Consider the following 21,952-nt stretch of genomic DNA (forward strand, 5'->3'; position numbering starts at 1 on the left):
CTTCAATTATTATTTATTGGTCGCCCTCACCGCTTCCAAAACTTCTTCTGCTTGTTTTAAAGAAATCTTTGCGGTTTCGGAAAGAGCTTGGGCCGTTAGCGTTTTTAGGTTTTCCGTGCTGCCGAAGGCTTTTAACAAAACATGGGCTCTCTTTTTTCCAATGTGAGGGAGGTTTTCAAATTCGGTTTTAAGTTTGTTTGCCCTGCGGAGTTTATTGTTCCTTGTGTTTGAAAAGCGGTGTGCCTCATCACGGATTCTTTGGAGAAGGCGGAGGGCATCGCTTCTTCGAGGCAAGATGATAGGTTCCGAATTATGCGGAAAATAAACCTCTTCATTTTTTTCGGCAAGGCCGATAACCGGAATGCCGAGATCGAGGGCGTTTACAATTTTGCTTGCAGCATTTACCTGCCCAATGCCTCCGTCTATAAGAATTAGATCGGGGAGGTCTGCACCCTCGTTGAGAAGTCGGGTATAGCGGCGGGCTATTACTTCCCTCATTGAAGCATAGTCATCGATTATGCCGTCAGTATTTTTTAACCTGAATATTCTGTAATTCTTTTTGTCCGGATTCCCTTCTTTAAAAGAAATCAGGGCAGCGACCGTAAATGTGCCGCCGAGGTGAGCAATGTCGAAGCCTTCGATACGCTGCGGAAGGCAGGGCAGGTTAAGCCTTTTTTGCAAGTCTTCAACAGCGGCAAAATCTCCCTGTTCTCTTAGGCGGCGCATAGCATCTTCTTTTGCGTTAAAGCGAGCCATCTTCAATGCCGCCTTGTGGTGTTTAATTTCAGCCGGAGAAAGATTCAGCCTTTCTTCTTGGGCTGTCAAAGGTGCGGGCTCTTTAACGGCGTAGCCGATTGTTTTGGAAGCCGCTTCTTCAATTTCGGTAGGACTGTTTGTGTCTGCCGCTGGTGTTTCTTCTGCTGCAAGATTTTCTTTTTCTAATGGAATAATGCTTATCCTTGTCTTTGCGTGAAGTTCCTCGTTAAGCCATTTTTCGATGAGGGCGTTTCCTTCGGCAGCTTGCGGGATAAATATTTTAGGCGGAACTTCGTTTGCCGAAGTGTAATAAGCCGATATAAATTCGGATAGAATTTCTCCTTCTTCTTTTAAGCTGTGCGAACGGTAAAGGTCGCGGCCGACAAGCCGTCCGTTTCTCATCTTTAAAACGGCTATGCTGACCATGGCTCCTTCAAAGGCCCATGCGATATAATCGCGGCTTTCGGGGTCCATGTCTTGAACTATGTTTTGTCCGCGGAGAGCATAGACCGCCTGTATTCCGTCGCGGAGACGGGCGGCTTTTTCAAACTCTTTTTTTTCTGCCGCCTCTTTCATCTTTTCTTTTAAGGTGCCGGAAACATCTCCCATTTCGCCTTCCAAAAGCAGGGTAATTTCTTCTATATCCTTACCGTATTCTTCTGCACTTATCTTGCCGCAGCAGGGAGCCTTACATCTTCCGATGTGGAAATAAAGGCAAGGACTCTCCCGCTTTTTTAATCGCTTACATTGACGCAGGGTATAATTATGTTTTATAAGAGTTAAAAACATATCGACGGCTGAAACATTCGGAAATGGCCCGAAATATTTTGAACCGTCATTTTTAATGTTCCGAGTGCGGTAAACTTTCGGAAATTCTTCATTGGTTAATTTTAAGACGGGATAGGTTTTCCCGTCTTTTAGATTTATATTGTATCTCGGCTTATGTTTTTTGATTAGAGTATTTTCCAAGAGGAGGGCTTCATACTCGTTTTCGGTTTGAATGTACTCGATTGACTCGGCACGGGAAACCAGAATTCGGGTTTTAATATCCCTGTTCGATGTAAAATAAGAGCTGAGGCGGTTCTTTAAAGATTTAGCCTTTCCGACATAGATGACCGTTCCGGCTTTATCCTTCCAAAGATAAACCCCGCTCGTTTTCGGAGCCGAGAGAGCAACCGTATGCAGTTTTTCGCGCGTAGTAATTTCCGCCATCTTTTACAAACACTTGTTTAAAGACTCGATTACATATTCATCATATTTTTCTTCGATACTTGCAGGATGAATATAAAAAGAGTCTTCTTCGATAAAACCTATTATCGGGATCGGCATTTCGCGTAAATTCGTTTTTAGTTTTTCGCAAGGCTTTTTTGTATTTAGTTTTACGGCCCAAGAGCTGAAGCCCGTGTCGGGGGTGCTGCCTCCTCCCAGGGAAAAGTTTTTTTGCACCAATTCTCCGGCTCCGCTTTTTAGACTTGCAATTATTTTTTCGGCACGCTTCTTTATTTTCTTTTGATCTAAAAGGAGAGCTCTTTGAGCTGCCGATTCTCCTCCGTTTAAATAGAGGATGAGACATTCCTGCATAAGGCTTGCTACTGCCCTGCCTACTCGGTAGGTACGCATGAGCTGATTTTTAGCTACGGTTTGGACGAGTTCTTTTTTGCCGGCAATCCAGCCTGCCTGCGGCCCTCCCAAAATCTTATCTCCCGAAAAGCAAACCAAATCCGCTCCTTCCTTTATAATAGAAGAAACCGTAGGCTCTTCGGGAACGTTTAAGGATAGGTTTCCCGAGCCCTGATCCACTGCGAGGATTATGTTTTGCGGAAGGATAGCCTTGATTTCTGAAATTGAAGGCTGCTCCGTAAAGCCCCGTATCTTATAGTTTGAGGTATGAACCCAAAGCACCATGGCCGTGTTTTCGTTTATTGCTTTTTGAATGTCCTTAAGGCTTGTGATATTTGTTGTGCCGACCTCGATGAGCTTACAGCCTGCCATCTCCAAAATTTCGGGGATACGGAAGCCTCCGCCTATTTGAACCTGCTGACCGCGGGAAACTATGACTTCCTTTCCGCCTGCGAGAGCCTTTAACATTAAAAAAACAGCCGCCGCATTGTTGTTCAATATGAGGGCATCCTCGGCTCCGGTCAAAAGGCTCATACAGTCATTTAAAAACTCGAACCTCTTTCCGCGGTTTCCGTCCCGCAAATCCATTTCGATAGAAGAATAGCCAGAAGCCGTTTCCTTTGCCCTGTCCCAAATATTTTCAGGCAGGGGAGAGCGGCCGAGGTTTGTATGGAGGATTATTCCCGTTGCATTTATTACGGGCGTAATTTTTGTGCGGATTATGGGCCTGCACAGTTTGTTTATTTCTTCGGCACAAGCCTTAAGTGAAGGAACATCTCCTCCGGCCCTTGCCTTTTTGCGTATGTCTTCCAAATACTCCGAGGCCTTTTTTACGACAAATGGCCGTCCAATAAGAGCTGCCGTGTTTTTTAATATATCTTCATTTAAAAGTTTTTCAACTTGCGGAATCCTTGCAAGCGGATTTGTATTTTCTTTTGCCATGGGTGAAGTATAGGATAGAAAGCCTCTCTTGTCAAGGAATGTGTATTTCTGCTTATTTTTGAAAGAATAGATAGGGGCTAAACTCGAAATTTATTAAAAATGCTATTGATAAAAATAAAAAAATAATGTAAATTGTGTCTTACTAAAGGTTTATACTATGAAAGTGATAAATATCGTTTGGATTATTTTAGGTTTTTTATGCTTTGTCTTAGGTGTTTTGGGTATCATATTACCTATTTTACCGACAACGCCTTTTTTTATGGTAACAGTTGTATGCTTTGCAAAGGGCTCGGAAAGGTTAAAAAGATGGTTTATGGGTACCTCTTTTCATAAAAAATACATTCAAAGCTTTTACGAAAAAAAGGGCATGGCTCTAAAAAACAAGATTATCATACTTTCCTTTGCTTCAATCATGCTTGCCGCCGCTTTTTATTTTTCGGCTAAGCCCTATGCCCGAATCTTAATAGCCTGTGTGTTTTTGGCTAAATATTATGTTTTTATCTTTAGGATAAAAACTCTTTCTGCTGAAGAAAAATCGGCAATAAAAGCAGATGCGGGCTGTGTTGAAGAAAGATAAAAAAGAACAAGAAAAAAAGCTCATTGCTATTATGATAAACATGTACCGCTCTTTTAAAGGACGGGAAATGAGTGATGATGAACTTGATGAGCTTCTTCTGTATGCATCTAAAAGGATTGAAGCCTGTCCCTATCGAAGAAATAATGAAAAAAAGCCTTTTTGTAATGTCTGCCCTATTCATTGCTATAAAAGCGATATGCGTGAAAAAATTAAAAAGGTAATGAGATATGCTGGGCCGAGGCTTTTATTTAAACATCCCGTTTTAAGTTTAAAGCATCTTTTTAAGACGATTTATGCAAAAAAGCATCCTCCGAAGCCTCCGAAAAGATTTAATTAAAAACGCCTTTTTACGGCATTGACTTTTTTTTAAAATTTATGTTATACTGTACTTTCTGATATTCCGTAGTGCTGGCGGATAAATTAAGGAGATAAGGCTTATGCCTACAATTAATCAATTGATAAAGAAGGGCCGCAAATCTGCTGCAGTTAAGACAAAGAGTCCTGCCTTGCAGTCTTGCCCCCAAAAGCGCGGTGTTTGCACCAGCGTTAAGACGATTACGCCTAAAAAACCGAACTCGGCCTTAAGAAAGGTTGCCCGTATCCGTTTAAGTAACGGAATCGAAGTAACCGCTTATATTCCCGGTATCGGACACAACTTGCAGGAACACTCTGTTGTTCTCGTAAGAGGCGGACGTGTTAAGGACCTCCCGGGTGTACGCTATCACATTATACGCGGTACTAAAGACGCTCTCGGTGTAGAAGACAGAAAACGAGGCCGCTCCAAGTACGGAGCCAAGAGGCCCAAGGCTTAGGGGGTTAAAAATGGGTAGAGGAAAAATTACTGCAAGACGCCCTGTTGCTCCCGACAGCAAGTACAATAGCGTGGTAGTTACCCGCTTTATCGGAAGGATGATGCTTTCAGGTAAAAAGAGCATTACTACAAAGATCATGTACGATTCTTTTGATAAAATCAAGGAAAAGACCGGCGAAGAGCCATTGGCCGTTTTTTCGAAAGCCTTGGACAACGTAAAACCCGTTGTTGAAGTAAAATCCCGCCGAGTTGGAGGTGCCACTTATCAGGTTCCTATGGATATTCCGGAAGGAAGGCGAGAAGCCTTGGCTATGCGCTGGATTATCGGTGCTGCCCGAAAGCGAAGCGGTCATGAGATGTCCGAAAGATTGGCTTCAGAGCTGATCGATGCATACAACAACACTGGAACAGCTTTCAAAAAGAAAGAAGAAGTTCATAGAATGGCCGAAGCAAACAAAGCTTTTGCACACTTCAGGTGGTAGTACAAAGGGGAGTTCGGAATACGGACTCCCTTTTTTTATATTTATCCGCCATGGACAGCGGATGAAAAATATACTCAGGATGTACAAGGATGTACATTTTTAATCGACCCCCTTGTATATTATTGTTTTTTTTATTATACTCGAATGTCTTATATTTTGAAAAGTATTGAAAACTTTTCGGTTTTTATAAAAAAAATTTAGGAGAAACTGCCTGTTTCCTCCTAAAAATCTATAAAGATGAGGTATTGATTATGGGTAATGATATTTCTAAGATGAGAAATATCGGTATTAGTGCACACATTGACTCCGGTAAAACTACTCTTTCTGAACGAATTCTTTTTTATTGTGATAGAATTCATGCTTTACACGAGGTCCGCGGAAAGGACGGTGTGGGTGCTACGATGGATAATATGGAGCTTGAAAAGGAACGAGGTATCACGATTCAGTCGGCTTCAACTCAGGTTAAATGGAAGGATTATACGGTTAACGTAATTGACACTCCCGGACACGTAGACTTTACAATCGAAGTAGAGCGTTCTTTGCGTGTTTTGGACGGAGCTATCTTGGTTCTTTGTTCTGTCGGAGGCGTTCAGTCCCAGTCGATAACTGTTGACAGACAGTTAAAACGCTACCATGTTCCCCGAATTGCATTTGTAAATAAGTGCGATAGAACCGGCGCTAACCCATTTAAAGTTAGAATGCAGCTTAGGGAAAAACTAGGACTCAATGCTTATATGATGCAGATTCCCATAGGTTTGGAAGACAAGCTTGAAGGCGTTGTAGACCTTGTTACCATGAAGGCTATGTATTTTGAAGGCGAAAACGGTACCCAAATCCGCATGGCAGAAATCCCGCAGCATCTTTTAGCCGATGCTCAAAAATACAGGGAAGAAATGATTGATGCCGCTACCATGTTTTCCGATGAATTGGCAGAAGCCTTTTTGGAAGGTGCCGAAACCGAAGAAATGATAAGAGCTGCAGTCAGAAAGGGAACCCTTGCAGAGCAGTTTGTTCCCGTCTTCCTCGGTTCAGCTTATAAAAATAAGGGTATCCAGCCCCTTTTGGATGCCGTAGGCTATTATCTCCCCGATCCGACAGAAATCGAAAATACGGCTTTAGATCTCGATGAAAATGAAAAGCCGGTCGTTCTTGGTACGGATGAAAATGCTCCGGTAGTTGCATTAGGCTTTAAACTTGAAGACGGAAAATACGGACAGCTTACCTATGTCCGAGTTTATCAGGGAACTTTAAAGAAAGGTGAGGAGCTTTTTAATACCCGCGCTAAAAAGAAGTTTAAGGTAGGCCGTTTGGTTCGAATGAACTCTGCAACTATGGAAGATATTAACGAAGGCGGTCCCGGCGACATTGTAGCCCTCTTCGGTATTGACTGTGCTTCAGGAGATACTTTCTGCGGAGGAAACTTAAACTATGCAATGAGCTCCATGTATGTTCCGGATCCCGTTATCTCTCTTTCTCTTACACCGAAAGATAAGCAGGCTGCCGATCAAATGTCCAAGGCTCTTAACCGCTTTACAAAAGAAGACCCGACTTTCAGAAGCTATGTAGACAAGGAATCGAACCAGACCATTATTCAGGGTATGGGTGAGCTCCACTTGGAAGTTTATATTGAGCGAATGAAGAGGGAATATAAGTGTGATGTTGAAACAGGTATGCCTCAGGTTGCTTACAGAGAAGCTATTACACAGAGAGCAGACTTTAACTATACTCACAAAAAACAGACAGGCGGTTCCGGTCAGTTCGGCCGTGTTGCAGGCTTTATCGAGCCCTGCACTGAGCAAGATTATGAGTTTGACAATCAGATAAAGGGAGGAGCAATTCCTTCGGAATTTATACCTTCTTGCGATAAGGGCTTTAAAGAAGCCGTTAAAAGAGGAACCCTCATCGGATTCCCGATTGTCGGAACTAAGGTTACTATAAATGACGGACAGTCCCACCCTGTAGACTCCTCGGATATGGCCTTCCAAGCTGCTGCAATCGGAGCCTTCCGTGAGGCTTACAAGGCTGCAAAACCTGCAATTCTTGAGCCCATTATGAAGGTTTCTATCGAAGGCCCTCAGGAATTCCAAGGTAATATTTTCGGTCTTATAAACCAAAGACGAGGAATTATTATTTCATCGACGGAAGATGATAACTTTACCCGTGTAGACGCCGAAGTTCCGTTAAGCGAAATGTTCGGATTTTCTACCATCCTGCGTTCTTCAACACAGGGAAAGGCTGAATACTCTATGGAATTTGCCAAGTACGGCAAGGCTCCGGCAAGTATTTCGGAAGAACTGATAAAAGAATACGAAGCTAAACGGCTTGCAGAAAAAAAATAAGGAGGCTCTGTAATGCTTAAAGAAGATTTGATTGAAAAAAGCCCGATGAGAAAACTTGAAAAAGCTCTCGGCGGCGGCTTGGCAGCAGGTGAGGTAGGTGTTGTTACATCAAAAAAGGGTGTAGGAAAAACATCTATTTTGGTTCAGTTCGGTTTGGATAAACTCTTACAGGACAAACCTGTTGTTCATATATCGTTCAGTCAGCATGTAGACTATGCCATAACTTGGTATAACGACATGTTTAACGAGCTTGCAAAGAAAAAGAACCTCGGCAATGCTCAGGAAGTAAAGGCTCAAGCCTTTGCAAAGAGGATTGTCTTAAACTTTAACCAAGATACGGTTAGAACTACTCAGATTTTAAAGACAATCAGGGCTTTGTCCGAAGGAGGTTCAAAGCCGTCAGTAGTTATGATTGACGACTTTAACTTTGCAAAGGCTCTGCCCGAAGCAATGAAGGACATGAAGGCCTTTGCCAAGGAAATGGGTGTTGCCGTTTGGTATACCGCTGCTGCAGATGTTACATCTTTTGAAGTTGATGAGAGTTTAAAAAAGTACATTGATGAGATTGATGTGCTTCTCTATCTCGAAAATGACGGGGATTTTATAAAGATTAAGGCTTTAAAAGAACACGGAAAGGGAGCTTCCGATACCGGCTCTTCTTTTGATGCTAAAACCATGCTTTTAAGTGAAAAATAATCCCTAGTTTTTTATATAAAAAGCCGTGTAAGGTAGTACCCCTTCACGGCTTTTTGATTTTCCATAATTGATTATAAAGATTAAGTAGAAAAAACCGGTGCTTACCAGATAAGTCTTCTTTTTACCTCAACCTTAGAGACTCCGAAAAGTCTTCTGATTTGTTCTTTTTTATAGTTTGAATTGGAAAGTTTGTTATATTCATCCGCTACTTTTTGAAGGTCTTCTTCCGATTCGGTATAAACCGCATAGGCTGCTGCAGCTCTAAAAGCTCCAGCTTCTAAAAGTTGATCAAGGTTTTTGTTTGAATTTTTTGATAGTCTTGCCTTATCTACTATGGCTGAATTTCCATCATATCCTATTGTATTTATAAAATCGTTTATTTCCATAACATCTCCGATTAAAAAACAAAACCGGTCTTAGTCTAAAGACCGGCTCAAGTTTGAGTTTTAAGGCATCATACCTTTGTAAAGCTTTCTTTTCCTACTCCGCAAAGGGGGCATACCCAATCATCAGGTATATCTTCAAATGCCGTTCCGGGTGCAATTCCGCCGTCAGGATCGCCCAAGGCCGGATCATACACATATCCGCACAAATCGCATACATATTTGTCCATTTCATACTCCTTAAATTATGTGATAAAATACTCTATGTTTCATATAATACACTTTTTTTTGTTAATCGGCAAGTAATTTATTTAGATTTTCGGATAACTTGATTATATTCTTGTTTGAAGGGTCTAAGGCAATTACTTGACCAAGATAATATTTTGCTTTTTTATAATCTTTAGTTTTTAAATACCATTCATACATTGCAAAAAGAGAATCTTTGTTTCTAGGATTGGATAAAAGACTTGATTGTAAAAAATTCAAGTATTCTGTTGTGTTGTTTTGAGCTAATTTTGCACTGTAATAATATAGGATAGACTTAAGGTCCGAATCCGCTCCTTTAAGTTTTTGATTTATTATTTGGCTTATACTTGAGTATTCTTTTGCTGCATAAAGAGCTTCTATATAAAGATTGATAAATTTTGTTGAAGGATTTTTGTTATTGGCATAAAGCTGTTTTGCAAGGCTTAAGGCTTGTGCAGATTGACCGGCTCCTAAATATGCGGTTAATAAAAGTTCTTTGTTTGTATCGCTTGGATATTTATTTACCAGATCTGCAGCAGATGTTACGGCCTGATTCCAATTTCCGTTGTTGATATCATTTTTTATTAAAAGAGATAAGGCTGCCGTATTTTCAGGATAGTTTTCCAGCACTTTTCTAATAAAAAATTCAGCCGGCTTGGAATCGATTTGAGTTGATGCTTCAAAGCATATTTCTGCACAGGCCAAAAGTACATTAAAATCATCAGGATAGTATCTATAAGCTTCCGTTAAAAATTCCGAAGCTCGGATAAGGTTTTTGCTCCATTCGCGTGTAACGCGGGACCGGTACAGTAGATAATACTTTGATGTTTTGTTTTTTGTCGAGTATGCGTCTAAAAGAGCATTGGCCTTTAGATATTCTTTTTGTTCTATCAATATTCTTATACGCAAAAGAAGAGCTGAAATATTTTCAGGTTCTTTTTTTAGTATGGATACGACATTATCGGATGCCTTATTCCAATCTTTGTTTGCTATATAGGCCTGCGTGTATAAGAGTTTTACTTCCGTGTTTTCTTTATAGCGTGCCGATAAATTTTCCGCTATTTTTAAAGCTTCATCTCCGTTTCCTGCTTCTGCAGCAAAGTACCCGTATTTTAGGCCTGCCGGATAACATGAGGAGTCAAGATACCAAGCTTTTTGGTAAAAACCGACAGCTTCATTTAAGCTGTTTGTTTTTTCTTTTAAAAGACCTAAAAGGTAATAGGGTAGAACAGCCTGAGGTTTTAGTGCTTTAGCTGAAAGGAGCCTTTCTTCTATGTCATCTTTATAGGGGCTTATAGATGTTTCTGAAAAATCGTCATAAGTTAAAACAAGAGTAGGAAGTATAAGACTTAAAAAACCGTTTTTGCCGGCAGAGGCGGGATATAGCCCTTTTTTTACATCTTTTAGTATTTGTAAATAAGTATCATCTTCGTTTGAGACGGCAGGCTTTTCTCCATTGGTTTCAAGAGGATATACCAAGTACATAATATCGGCGATAATTTTTAGGTAGAGCTTATTTTCATTTGTAAGCCCTTTACTGTCATTTTGAATAAAGAGAACAGCCTCCTTTAAACTTTCAGGAGAGCCTTTTTCTATCAGAGATGTGAGCGTAGAATCGAGTCTTTTTTCAACAAGCTCATTTTTTCCCGGAAGTGAAAGAATTGTACCCTCGCCTATAGGTCTAAGACTTCCTCCATTTTGTGTTATTCCCCCACCTGAATCGCTTTCAGGAGGCGGTTTCGGCGTACTTACACAAGAAAAAATGAGAAAACACAAGAGAAATGGGTATATTGTTTGCAAAATTTTTCTATAGGTTCTCACATTTTTATTATAATATATTTTAATAATGTTGCCAATATCTTTTTGAAATCTTAATTGAGAATTTTCATTGCAATTTTTTTTCTTTTATTACTAGATAATTTTGAGAAAATATATTAAAATAGAGAATAAATATTAAATTTGAGGCTATAATGAAAATTCGGACATCGGTAAATTTAATTTTGACTCTTACCTTGGTTATTGTTGTATTTGGAGCTTTGACTTCAACCCTTTATTATACAAGATCATTTATAGAGAGTATTTTTTATAAAAATCTTCATTATATTTTGGACTCTTCTTTTTCGGAGCTGCAAAGAAATCTTGAAAGCGGTTTAGTTCTTTCAAAAAGCTTTGCAGGACAGAATAATTTAATAAGGTGGTTCGAATCTTATGAAGAGGATGAACAAGGCGGTGAAGATATCAAAGCCATGATGTTAAAGCTTGCAAACGATGAAAAGTTCAGTACCTGTTTTGCCGCTTCCGGATTGACCGGTTCTTATTATGTAGTAGATAAAAATCAAAACATTGTGCGGGATCAATTATCTAAAGATAATAAGGCTGATTCATGGTTTTATGATATTCTAAAGAAAAAAGAAGAGATCTTTTATAACGTTGACCACAATAAAACTTTAGGAGTTGTAAATTTTTGGTTTGATTATAAAGTTGTTAATAATAGAGGAGAAGCTTTAGGGCTTGCAGGCGTGGCCGTTAATTTGGATAAGGCTGTAGAAAAAATGAAACAATCTATACCCAGTGATAATTCGTGGCTGGGCTTTATTGGAAAAGATGGTGATGTTTTACTTTCTTCAAACGCTAATCTAATAGGGAAAAAACTTGAAGATACTACAGGTTCTCTTTCACCTTGTGATGATTTTCCCGGGCTTTACTATTATAAGGATAAAGATTTAGGTAAGGTTATTGTTGCAAAAAAACAATTAAAAAATTTCCCTTATTCAATTATGCTTTGTGCTCCGATGGGGGATTTTATTCCATCCATGCTTTTAATTTTACGCCTGCCTATCATTTGGTCATTTAGTATTTTGCTTATTGTGCTATTGCTTACTTCCTTTTTATTAAGGCTCTTTTTTGCCCGCTTTGCTAAAATGAATTCCGTATTTAATAAGATTGCCGAAGGCGATTTTACAATAAGAGCTGAAACCTCTAATGACGAACTTGGAAATATAACCTCAGTCCTAAATAATGCAATCAAAAAAATCAGCGCTGCTCTTTTAAACATAGGAGCTCATACGGGAAAGATGCAGGACATATGCGAAAATTTATCTTCCAATATGGTTGAATCCTCAGCTGCTTTAAATGAAATTACAACAAACATTGAAGGAGTTAGAGGGAAGATACTCACTCAAAATGCAAGTGTCGGGAACGCTGTTAGCAGTGTAGATGAAATATCGAAAGGTATTGTGGAACTTGATGCTCATATAGATAATCAGTCTGAAAGTTTTATGTCTTCTACTAAGGCTATAGGAGAGATTGTTTCGCATGTTGAGGATGTTAGGGGAAAAGCTCAAAACAACTTAAAAGCAATTAAAGAACTTGAACAGGCTACTCATCGAGGAAAAGAAACGGTAAAATCGGTTGTAGATATTACACGTATTGTAACCGAACAGTCCGATGGCCTTTTAGATGCAATTTCAGTTATTCAAAATACGGCAAGCCAAACGAACCTTTTGGCAATGAACGCTGCAATTGAAGCCGCCCATGCAGGAGAATCCGGAAAAGGTTTTGCTGTTGTAGCCGATGAAATTAGAAAATTGGCAGAAGAATCCGGTGAACAAGGGAAATCGATTACAAAGGTTTTGGAAGAGCTAAAAAGCATGATCGAAAATCTAAACGGTGCAGGACCTCGCGTTTCCGAACAATTTGAAAAAATCAGCTCTATGATGGACTTTATTTACAGGCAAGAAGACGGAATGATCCGCACTATGAATGAACAGCTTAGAGATGCAGAATCCGTTTTACATGAAATAAACGGAATGGGAGAATTAAGTCAAGCTGTCAAAAAAAGTTCCGATGAAATGCTTGTCAGGATAAAAAATATTTCTCAAGAGCTCAAGACCCTTTCTTCTCTTTCAGAAACTATAACCGAAAATATGACTGAAATGTCCATAGGCGTAGGTCAGGTAAATAAAACCGTTCAAGAAGTAAGCGATATTGCTCGGCTAAGCAAGGAAACAGCCTCCGGTGTTTCTTCTGAAATTGCAAAGTTTAAGGTTTGAGTTAAGGAAAAATTATTTTTCTAAGTATAATTTTTTTTTCTATATATTGGATAATAAATTATAAATATAATGCTTGTCAAAGTCCATGATATGGGAAAGGCTAAGACAATCATTTCTATTGTAGGATTTATAGGAACAAATAAAAATATCCAAGCAATGCGGGAAGCACAAACTCCGAGAAGGGTTATTAACATGGGTTTAAAAGTTTCTCCCGTTCCGTGGATGGCTACTGAAAGGATTTCTGCAAATATAAAGACCGTATAAAAGGGTGCTAGGATGTGCATGAGCCTTTCGGTTATTATAAGAATTTCGTAATCCTTTGAGTTGATAAATAGTTTTCCTAAAGGTATATTCCAAAAATAAAGAATTAGGCAAACGCTTCCTATCATAATGCCGGACATAATAAGGCTTAAGCGTACAACTCCGGTAATGCGCTCATATTTTTTTGCACCGTAATTTTGAGCAACAAATGTTGCAACCGAAGAGGTCATAGCTTCAAGTAAAATCCAAATTAAAAAGTCCAGCTTGCCGCAAACTGCCCAAGCCGCGATGTTTTCCGTTCCGGTACCGTTTACTCTTGCCTGAATTATCATATTTGCTATAGGAAAAAAAGCTGACTGTATCCCGATAGGAAGTCCGAGTTTTGCAATTTTAATGGAAGAGAATCTGTCAATTTTTATCTTGTTAAGGAGTAAGGGACTGTATCCCGTTTTTTTAGTGAGAGCAAAAAGAATTATTACCGCACTTACAAGCTGCGAAAGGACGGTTGCAAGGGCTGCTCCTCCTATTCCCCAATTGAATATTCCTATAAAAACTAAGTCTAAGATTACATTTAGTATTGAAGAAACTATCAGAGCATAAAATGGTGTTTTAGAATTTCCCATTGCGCGCAAAATTCCTGAGCCTATATTATAAAAAAGGGAAACGCTCATTCCTGCAAAATAAATTCTGACATAGCTCAATGTCATATTAAAAATATCTTTAGGAACGCCCATGACAAAAAGAAGCAGGGGCGAAATAAGAACTCCGATTATGGAAAGGCTTATGCCCATAATAAGGGTGAGGCCTATAGAAGTGTGAATTGAATAAAAGAGCTCTTTAGTTTTCTTTGCGCCGAATAATTGGGAGATAATAATTGCTGCTCCGGCTGAAAGGCCGCCGAAAAGGCTTATAGGCAATTTTAATAAACTGAAAACGGAATCAATGGCTGCAAGTCCTTCCTTACCTGTAAATTTTCCCACAATGACGGCATCGGTTGCCGTGTATAAGTGCTGAAAAAAGTTTCCGGCCAAGATGGGAAGAGTAAATATTATCAAAGTTTTCCAAATTGTACCTTCGGTAAGATCCAAATTTTTTTTGTACATAATTTTTTTCCGTTTTGAGATTCCCCGTTAAAATCTTGGATTTATAATAGAAATAAAATTAGAGCTTGTCAATTACCGATAACAAAACCAAGAGCTAGACAAAGCTATACATTTATAGTATAAAATAATATGAAGTACGGTATTTCTGCTATAGCTTTTGACATCGACGGGACTCTCTATCCTTCATGGCGTTTTAATTTACGGATAATTCCGTTTCTTTTAAAAAATTTTAATTTAATGTCTGCTTTTAATAAGACGCGCAAAGATATTAGATTATGGCAAGAAAAAAATCCGGACAAAGTTTTGAGCAATTTTTTTGATTTTCAAGCCGAAATATTATCAAAACACAGCGGAAAGACTCAGGAAGAAGTTAAAGCCTTTTTGGAGACTGAAATTTATACCGGCTGGAAAAAGCGTTTTGCGCGGATAAAGCCTTACTTTTTTGCAAAGGAAGCTATAGAAAAATTTAAAAGCGAGGGCTTGAAGATAGGACTTCTTTCGGATTTTTTACCTGAACAAAAAAATGATGTATGGGGAATTTTACCTCTATGTGATACCGCCTTGGGGAGTGAAACTATTGGAGCTCTTAAACCCTCTCCCTTACCTTTTCAAAAGCTGGCTGAGGACCTAGGGGTGCCTTGTAATAAGATTCTCTATGTTGGAAATAATCTTAAATATGATATTGCAGGGGCTAAATCTGCCGGAATGTACACGGCTTGTATAAAAGGATGGTTCTCCATATTGATAAAGAAAGTCTTTTTTCCAAAATCATCGGAAAACCCCGATATTTATTTTTCAAACTATCGCCAATTATTGAAATTTATGATATAATCTGATAATATGTAAGGTAGGTTTTTTCTGCTTTCAGATGAGGCCTAAGAGTAAAAAAAGGTGGGATTTTTTAATGACATATATTCTATTCGATCTGATAACATTGGTAATTTGTGTGGGTATTGTTCTTGCTTTTAGACAAAGCGATAAAAGTAACCGATCCATAGAAAAGGCTAAAAGGTACGGCGATAAAATCAGGGTGGATCTTGAGGAATTTGTAAACAAAAAAAATTCCGATTTAACGGACCTTTCTACCGAACTGGATGTTCAGCAAACAAGGGCTATAGCTACCGTAAAAAAACTTGACGATATCTATAAACAATTTTTAGAAAATACTGCAGGTATTGAAAAACGCTCTGCTGCTATTCAAGAAATCGACAGATATATTTCGCAATCGGAACAAACGATTCAAAAATTGATGGATATGACCTCCTTAGCCGAAAAAAACTTAACTGAAATTACACAGGAGGCGGATTTTGTAGACTCTCTTGCAAAATCGATTAACGGCGCAAAGCTTGAACTTCAAAAACTCACAGAAACGATACCTGAATTACAGCAAAATTTTGCAGCTGAAGCTGATGCAAAGCTTAGTGAATATAAAAATAAAATTTTAGAAGAAATGGGGCTTGTAATAAGGGATGTAGAAAGCCGTCTTTTTTCGGCGCAAAAAGATACGGGAGAATTATTAGAAGTTACCTCCATTAAACTTCAGGATCTTTACAGGGAAGCCTATAATTCGGCTGCCGATAAGGCTGGGTCCCTGCAAGAAGCTGCATTTGCCAAGTTGAAGGAAGAAACAGCTGAAAGAGTTCAAAACTACCGAAAAGAATTTGAGGAAACAGCTTCCGAGATTGAAGCCCAAATGAATGATAATTTAAGTATGACAAGGCAAATAGCTTCGGAATTTAAAACGGAATGGGAAGCTCAAGCTAAAGATTATCTTGCTCAAATGAATTCTGATTTTTCCGAAAAAGAAGAAAATATTTCTTCCCGTATAGATTCCATTTCAGAAAGGTTAAAGGAAGTTGAAAATGCAGTTTCGGTAAGATCGGATGCTCTGTCTGCCGACTTGAACCAAACAGAATCAACTATGCGTTCTCAATTTAATTCTTTGGCTTCAAATTTCCAAGACAATGTAAATTCTTTAGCTAAATTTACAGACAAAAAATTAAATGAATTTAGAATTCAAACGGAAGATAGGTTCACTAAATTTGAACAGGCTATTGCAAATGTAGATGTTCTTAAGGAAGAAATTGAAAAACTTCAAGCCGGTATTAAAAATGAGATAATGGCCGATTTTTCATCTTATGTAAACGCTTCAAAGCAAAGTCAGCAAAACTTTTTTAACGAGTTTACTAATAATTCCGAAAAAATCCGTGAACGGATGAAAGCTATCGATGCAGGTATAGATGACCTAAAATCTAAGGCCTATACTAATGTTTCGGAAAAACTTCAAATGTTTGAAGACGAGTTTTTCTCTGACCTTGCAAAACGCAGCGAGGCTATAAACTTAAGCTTTGATCAGTGGAAAGAAGATGTATCGGCAAACATGGCTCTTCTTGCTTCTGAAAATGAATCAGCTAGAAAAGATTTGGAAGAAAAGTATAAAGCTGAGCTTAGAAGCCGGCTTAGTCAGACAGCCGACGAATATAAGACTCTTTTTGCAAAACTTGATGGGCGGGTTAAAGAAATTGAAATAGGTTTAAATGCACGGGTTTCAGCTGTCGACGGTACTGTAGAGCAATATATAGAGTCCTTCAGGGCAGATGTTGATCAAATAAAAACAAAGGCTTCTCAACAGCTTGAAAATGAACTTGCATCTTATAAGGCTCAAGTACATGAGGCTATTTCTCTTCAAAACGGCGAGCTGGAAAGTACCTCAAAAAATTTGCAGGAGAAACTGCTTTCAATCCGCGAAGAGTCGGAGGCTCAGTTAGAAGTTATCAAAAAAGATTTTGAGTCATGGAAAAACCGGACGGATCAGCAATTTACGGATGCCCGTTCTTTCTTTGATGATAAGATTACAAATTTTGCGGGCCTAACTGAAAATGCCATTAAAAATCTTGATACCAAATATAATGCCCAGTATAAAGATTTTATAGCAAAGAACGGTGAAACTTTTAATGGTATTCAGGCAAAGTTAAATTCCGTTGATGATAAGATTGCATCTGCAAATAAGGCTATTGAAGAACATGCTGCCAAAGTAACAGACCGTTTTGATACTGAGGCAGAAAAACTAAATGAGGTAATCAATAAGAAAATTAAAGAAGCCTCCTCTGAAGCCGAGTACTCGGTACAAAGTATTAACGATATGATTCTTCAGGTGCGGACCTAACTTGATGAATCCCAAGAAAAGGTCAGGGAAAAGATACAAGCAGATTCCGATCGTCTTAGTGCGGTAATTGAAGAAATTGATAAAAAACAAAATGCTTTTATATCTCAAACAAAAGTTTTTGACCGTGCGGATGAATTGAAAGAAGGTTTGGAAAAGGATATTGCCGCCCTTAAAAACGAGGTTACTAAATTTGAAGTTTACAAAAATGCAATGGAAGATCTGGCTCTTCAATATGAAAAGGTATCTCATCTGGAAGAAGATGCCAAACAAAAAGTAAACCGTTTTATAAATGAGCGTAAGAACATTGAACTCCTTGAAGGTGAGTTTATAAAGCTTAATGCTCTTTCAGATTCTATGGATAAAAAAATAATTGAGCTGACGGCTGTAAATGACGACCTTCAGCAATATCAGGTGCAAATACGCAGAATTGAAGAGAGTATAGGCGATGTAAATACACGCTACGAAAGATTGGAAAAAAAGGATGCCGTTTTAAATCAGACTTTGGAAAGCATAGATTCTGCTTTTGAAAATTTAAAGGAACTGGAGTCTGACATTAAAAACTTTAAAACCGAAGTAAATGCAATTCCGCCTGAAATGGAAAAGATAAAGCTTACGCTTGAAACTCTTTTGGCAAATCAGGGAAGGGCAGAGGCTGTCTGTGAAAAGATAGAAAGTGTAGATGTTGCCCTAAATGATTTAAATTCAAAAATGGATAACTTAAAACAGGCTCGAGGCTGGCTTGCCGCCACTGAAACCAGACTAAAAGAAATCTCAAGCGAATCCGAAGCTCAGCTAAAACTTATGGCCGATCTCTTTAAAGGCGAAAAACCTGAGAGGAATGAAAGCGGAAGTCCTTCAATAAGCGTTCAAGAAAATGTACTAAAACTTTCTAGGCAGGGATGGAAAAACAGTGAAATTGCAAAAGCTTTAAATCTATCTTTAGGCGAAGTAGATCTTATTCTTGAGTATTCGGATAAAAGATAAGGCATGAGGCAAGGGCGGCAACGGCCTTGCCTTTTCCTATTATACCTATTCCCTCACCGGTTTTGGCTTTTATAAAAATTTGATCTTTTTCTATTTTTAAAATGGCTGCTATTGATTTTCTTATTTCTTCTCTGAAGGGAAGGATTTTAGGTTCTTCGATTATTATTACGCAGTCGATGTTTTGAATTTTCCAGCCTTGTGCGTTTATTTTTTTCCAGACTGTTGATAAAAGGTCTGCCGAATTTGCATCTTTCCATTTTTTATCGCTCGGCGGAAAAAATTCTCCTATGTCGCCCATTCCGCAGGCTCCAAGAAGGGCATCGGTTATAGCATGAAGGAGGACATCTCCATCCGAGTGGGCTTTTTCACCTTTTTTAAAAGGAATATGAACGCCTCCCATCATAAGCTTTTTTCCTCGGACTAAGCGGTGTAAGTCATAGCCTAGGCCTGTTCTCATTTTATATCTTCCTTAAAAGTTATTTTTTTGTTGAAAACTTCTCCCGTGCAGATAAAAACATCTCCGGCAAATTCCGCATAAATTTCGCTGTCATCGGTATATTCTTTTCCGTTTCCTAAAGCTTGTTTGTGAGCCTCTAATATTTTTTTAAAGTCAAAACCTTGAGGTGTCTGTACCGAATATACTGAACTTCTTTTTAAGTGTTGAGTTATTTTGCCTGATTTATCTATGATTTTTTGTGTATCAACGGCTTGATATCCGGGGATTACCGCACCCTGCTTGCTTAACCCATTACAGACTCGTTTTATAAGCTCAGGGCTGACCCATGGGCGGGCTCCGTCATGAATTAGCACGAAGTTAAAATCGGCTTTGTTTTTTTCTTTAAGCTCTTCAAGTTCGGTAAGAGCATTGAAGACTGAAGCTTGCCGCGTATCGGCTCCTGCTGTAAAGATTATTTTTGTGTTTTTTTCAAGCAGAGCTTTTTTTATTCTTTTATCGTTAAAAATTAAATTATTTATTTCAGGAATATCTTTGGCAGGTAGGGTAATAGTCAAAACGGAAAACAATCCGGTTTGTAAAAATTTAAAAAGACATTCGGAGAGAACTGTAACACCCTCTCCGTATTCAGGCAATTTTAAATATTCTTTTTTTGTTCCAATTTTCATTCTTTCGGATTTGCCTGCTGCCGTTATAACCGCTGCAAATCCTAAACTTTTAATCGTCCTCATAGTCCGAATCTTCTATGTCATCATCATCCATATCGTCATCGTCAAGTCTTTCATCATCATTTGCGATTAAATCGTCATCATCATATTCATCTTTGAATTTTTCTATCGGCCCGCCAAGAGGTTCAAGGTGCAAGTGGATTGAGGCTTCTACTTCTGCCTTTGTCATCTTCATGGCGGCAGCTATTTCGTCTTGAAAAATTCTATAGGCAGAATCATAAAGTTTTCTCTCCTGAATCGGGAGCTCCTTTGTTTTACTGCGCTGGTAGAGGGAGCGTACAACAGAAGCTGTGTTTAAAATTTCTCCGCTTTTAAATAGATCCATATTCATTTGGTAGCGTGCTTTCCAATCGATTGGAATCGGCTCAAAATCTTCAGAGAGAAATTTAAGAGCAGCTTCGGCTTCGGCCTTTGTTACTATACGTCTGATTCCGAGGTTATCAATTCCGGTAATGGGAACTAAAACCGTCATATCGGAATCGGATAGATAAATAACATAATAGTCTATAACTTCGCCGGCTATCTCTTTTTTTGTGATATCGGTTATAGTACCAACGCCCTGGCCAGGGTAAACAACGACTTCTTTTGCGGAAAAAACCAATTTCTTACTCATAAGTGAAGTCATTATAGCATAAATATCTTTTTTAGTCTACGAGGCCGAATCTAGCTGTACGAAAATGCACTGTCTCCTATAAATTCCCGCAATATGGACTGTCCGTGTACAAAACTGGCCGGCAGGGGTAAAAAGTTTCCTAAAAATGTTAATAGCCGCGATGCCTCGTTGTATTCTTTTTGATTCGGTTTTACTGCCTTTAAAAGAGGTTCTGCATAAACTTTTAGTACTGCAAGTTCATAGTCGAGGGCTGTGTTAAAGGCAGCATCTGCATTTCCTTGGAAGGGGAAAATATATTTTGATTCTCCGCTTCTTACATCGCCCCACATTCCTATTGTTTTTGCTGCAGGACTTCCTCTAAATTGGGCATCCCGAACTATGCGCCTTATGAGCCTATTATCCGAGGTAGGAATACGGTTGTGGTCATCTAAGTTAAGCTGGGTTAGGGCCGAAAGGTAGACCTTAAACTTTAAGGAGTTATCTATTTTTGCTGTGAGCTTATCGTTGAGTGCATGTATTCCTTCCAGTATAAAGATGGTGTTTTTTTCCGGAGTGAACATCTTGCCTTCTGGTCTGCGGGCACTTGCCTTAAAATCGTACGAAGGCATTTCGACTGTTTCACCCTTAAAGAGGCGGATAAGTACATCGTTTAAAAGTTCAATATCTAAGGCTTCGACACATTCAAAGTCGGGTCTGCCGTCTTCTTTTTTCGGTGCTTTAGCAATACCCAGATAAAAATCGTCCAGGCTTATAACCTTGGGTATGTAACCCAAGACCTTAAGCTGCATTGAAAGTTTTTTAGCCGAGGTGGTTTTTCCTGAACTTGAAGGGCCGGCTATCAGGATAACCCTTGCGGTTTTTTTATCCGTTATCTGTTTTGCAATTTCTGCAAGTTTATTATTTTGAAGTATCTCGGTAATTTCTACATAGTCTTTGATTTTTCTTGATGTAATCAAATCGTTTAGCTGTCCGACGGAGGAAACGCCGACCAGTTTTCCCCATTGTTTATATTCCTTATAAATTTCAAAAAGATGCGGAAGGTCCTCAAATTCCGAAAGTTTTGTATGGGATGATGTTCTCGGAAAACGGAGCAAAAAGCCGTCTTGATAGGGCATTACATCAAAAACCTTGACTTCACCTATCCTATCCATTAGAGGCTGAAAATAAAGGTCTTCATAATTACCTAAGCGGTTTATTAAAATACGGGGTTTACTCGTATAGTTTAAAAGTCTATAGGTATCGGGCTGGTTCGAGTGTTCAAATTTTTCCAAGGCTTCTTCGTAGGAAAGCCAATGAGTATCAATAGGCATATCGTCAGCTACCATTTCATTCATTTTTTTCTTAATAGCTTGAAAGTCTGCCTTATCCGCTTTTTCCCCTTCGAGAGTATAATAATAACCGTAATCCAAGCTGTGCCCCATCAAAAGCCTTAAATCGGGATAAAGCTCCTTTGCTGCAGCAGCTAAAATCAGGCAGAGGGTTCTTCTGTAAAAGTTTGAGCCTTCACGGTCGGCTAATGTTACCGGTTCTATATTGGATTGTATATCGATGGTTTTGTTCAAAGGGACTACTAAGTTGTTTACCTTTATACCAACTATAGGAGCCGGGAGGGGAGGAAAATATTGTATAAGCTCGCGTGCCGATACCGGATGAACGAATTCTTTTTGAGTTCCGTCAGGAAAAGTTATTTTAAATGAAGCCATAAGATTCTCCTTTAAATTAAATTGTACTTTTTAATT

General features: G+C 38.9%; 20 protein-coding genes. 10 read left to right on the forward strand and 10 right to left on the reverse strand.

Features of this window, described 5'->3' with window-relative positions; all coding sequences use genetic code 11:
* Positions 1-9: 9 nt before the first annotated feature.
* Both uvrC and selA read right to left on the reverse strand, forming a co-directional pair.
* Positions 10-1,968, reverse strand: a complete 1,959-nt coding sequence (uvrC, locus tag E4N78_RS03325; protein WP_255811653.1) for an excinuclease ABC subunit UvrC — start codon at positions 1,966-1,968, stop codon at positions 10-12.
* Between the two features lie 3 nt (positions 1,969-1,971).
* Positions 1,972-3,318 (reverse strand): L-seryl-tRNA(Sec) selenium transferase, encoded by a 1,347-nt coding sequence (gene selA / locus E4N78_RS03330; protein ID WP_255811654.1) that lies wholly within the window; start codon positions 3,316-3,318, stop codon positions 1,972-1,974.
* A gap of 157 nt (positions 3,319-3,475) precedes the next feature.
* Here selA and E4N78_RS03335 point away from each other — a divergent pair, with 157 nt between their 5' ends.
* From E4N78_RS03335 to E4N78_RS03360, 6 genes are all read left to right on the forward strand, one after another.
* Entirely contained in the window at positions 3,476-3,895 is a 420-nt protein-coding gene (locus E4N78_RS03335; RefSeq protein ID WP_255811655.1) for a YbaN family protein, read from the forward strand.
* Positions 3,870-4,232, forward strand: coding sequence for a nitrous oxide-stimulated promoter family protein (locus E4N78_RS03340; RefSeq protein ID WP_255811656.1), 363 nt, complete (start codon positions 3,870-3,872; stop codon positions 4,230-4,232). The genes E4N78_RS03335 and E4N78_RS03340 overlap by 26 nt, the downstream gene beginning before the upstream one ends.
* Before the next feature lie 100 nt (positions 4,233-4,332).
* A complete protein-coding gene (gene rpsL, locus E4N78_RS03345) occupies positions 4,333-4,707 on the forward strand; it encodes a 30S ribosomal protein S12 (protein WP_002670535.1) in 375 nt (124 codons plus the stop codon).
* Positions 4,708-4,717: 10 nt separating this feature from the next.
* Positions 4,718-5,188: a 30S ribosomal protein S7 gene (gene rpsG / locus E4N78_RS03350; RefSeq protein ID WP_002670537.1), complete on the forward strand. Its 471-nt coding sequence runs from the start codon at positions 4,718-4,720 to the stop codon at positions 5,186-5,188.
* Positions 5,189-5,439: 251 nt separating this feature from the next.
* A complete protein-coding gene (gene fusA / locus E4N78_RS03355; RefSeq protein ID WP_255811657.1) occupies positions 5,440-7,527 on the forward strand; it encodes an elongation factor G in 2,088 nt (695 codons plus the stop codon).
* A 12-nt stretch (positions 7,528-7,539) separates the two neighbouring features.
* Positions 7,540-8,223, forward strand: coding sequence for a P-loop NTPase family protein (locus E4N78_RS03360; protein ID WP_255811658.1), 684 nt, complete (start codon positions 7,540-7,542; stop codon positions 8,221-8,223).
* 101 nt (positions 8,224-8,324) lie between these two features.
* Here E4N78_RS03360 and E4N78_RS03365 read toward each other — a convergent pair whose 3' ends face one another.
* The 3 genes from E4N78_RS03365 to E4N78_RS03375 all read right to left on the reverse strand — a co-directional run bounded on the left by E4N78_RS03365 (position 8,325) and on the right by E4N78_RS03375 (position 10,673).
* Positions 8,325-8,609 (reverse strand): hypothetical protein, encoded by a 285-nt coding sequence (locus E4N78_RS03365; protein ID WP_255811659.1) that lies wholly within the window; start codon positions 8,607-8,609, stop codon positions 8,325-8,327.
* Positions 8,610-8,677: 68 nt separating this feature from the next.
* Entirely contained in the window at positions 8,678-8,836 is a 159-nt protein-coding gene (rd, locus tag E4N78_RS03370; protein WP_002670545.1) for a rubredoxin, read from the reverse strand.
* Between the two features lie 61 nt (positions 8,837-8,897).
* Positions 8,898-10,673 (reverse strand): tetratricopeptide repeat protein, encoded by a 1,776-nt coding sequence (locus E4N78_RS03375; RefSeq protein WP_255811660.1) that lies wholly within the window; start codon positions 10,671-10,673, stop codon positions 8,898-8,900.
* A 149-nt stretch (positions 10,674-10,822) separates the two neighbouring features.
* Here E4N78_RS03375 and E4N78_RS03380 point away from each other — a divergent pair, with 149 nt between their 5' ends.
* Positions 10,823-12,904: a methyl-accepting chemotaxis protein gene (locus E4N78_RS03380; protein WP_255811661.1), complete on the forward strand. Its 2,082-nt coding sequence runs from the start codon at positions 10,823-10,825 to the stop codon at positions 12,902-12,904.
* 20 nt (positions 12,905-12,924) lie between these two features.
* Here the strand turns inward: E4N78_RS03380 and E4N78_RS03385 are convergent, their stop codons facing one another.
* Positions 12,925-14,268 (reverse strand): MATE family efflux transporter, encoded by a 1,344-nt coding sequence (locus E4N78_RS03385; RefSeq protein ID WP_255811662.1) that lies wholly within the window; start codon positions 14,266-14,268, stop codon positions 12,925-12,927.
* Positions 14,269-14,397: 129 nt separating this feature from the next.
* Here E4N78_RS03385 and E4N78_RS03390 point away from each other — a divergent pair, with 129 nt between their 5' ends.
* The 3 genes from E4N78_RS03390 (at position 14,398) to E4N78_RS03400 (ending at position 18,418) form a co-directional block, all read left to right on the forward strand.
* Complete coding sequence (locus E4N78_RS03390; RefSeq protein ID WP_255811663.1) at positions 14,398-15,099, forward strand: HAD family hydrolase; 702 nt, start codon at positions 14,398-14,400, stop codon at positions 15,097-15,099.
* Between the two features lie 73 nt (positions 15,100-15,172).
* Positions 15,173-17,434 (forward strand): SpiroCoCo family coiled-coil protein, encoded by a 2,262-nt coding sequence (locus E4N78_RS03395; RefSeq protein ID WP_255811664.1) that lies wholly within the window; start codon positions 15,173-15,175, stop codon positions 17,432-17,434.
* Positions 17,435-17,509: 75 nt separating this feature from the next.
* Complete coding sequence (locus E4N78_RS03400) at positions 17,510-18,418, forward strand: SpiroCoCo family coiled-coil protein (protein WP_442267884.1); 909 nt, start codon at positions 17,510-17,512, stop codon at positions 18,416-18,418.
* Here E4N78_RS03400 and ispF read toward each other — a convergent pair.
* The 4 genes from ispF to E4N78_RS03420 are packed head-to-tail and all read right to left on the reverse strand — an operon-like array spanning position 18,390 to position 21,916.
* Positions 18,390-18,875, reverse strand: coding sequence for a 2-C-methyl-D-erythritol 2,4-cyclodiphosphate synthase (gene ispF, locus E4N78_RS03405; protein ID WP_255811666.1), 486 nt, complete (start codon positions 18,873-18,875; stop codon positions 18,390-18,392). The genes E4N78_RS03400 and ispF overlap by 29 nt on opposite strands.
* Positions 18,872-19,603: an IspD/TarI family cytidylyltransferase gene (locus E4N78_RS03410; RefSeq protein ID WP_255811667.1), complete on the reverse strand. Its 732-nt coding sequence runs from the start codon at positions 19,601-19,603 to the stop codon at positions 18,872-18,874. The genes ispF and E4N78_RS03410 overlap by 4 nt, the downstream gene beginning before the upstream one ends.
* The gene (locus tag E4N78_RS03415) at positions 19,590-20,213 is read right to left on the reverse strand and encodes a CarD family transcriptional regulator (protein WP_255811668.1); all 624 of its coding nucleotides are present in this window, start codon (positions 20,211-20,213) and stop codon (positions 19,590-19,592) included. The genes E4N78_RS03410 and E4N78_RS03415 overlap by 14 nt, the downstream gene beginning before the upstream one ends.
* A 50-nt stretch (positions 20,214-20,263) precedes the next feature.
* On the reverse strand, positions 20,264-21,916 hold the full coding sequence (locus tag E4N78_RS03420; protein ID WP_255811669.1) for a nucleoside kinase: 1,653 nt from the start codon (positions 21,914-21,916) through the stop codon (positions 20,264-20,266).
* Positions 21,917-21,952 lie beyond the last annotated feature (36 nt).

Source organism: Treponema denticola, from assembly GCF_024400535.1.
Lineage (GTDB): Bacteria > Spirochaetota > Spirochaetia > Treponematales > Treponemataceae > Treponema_B > Treponema_B denticola_C.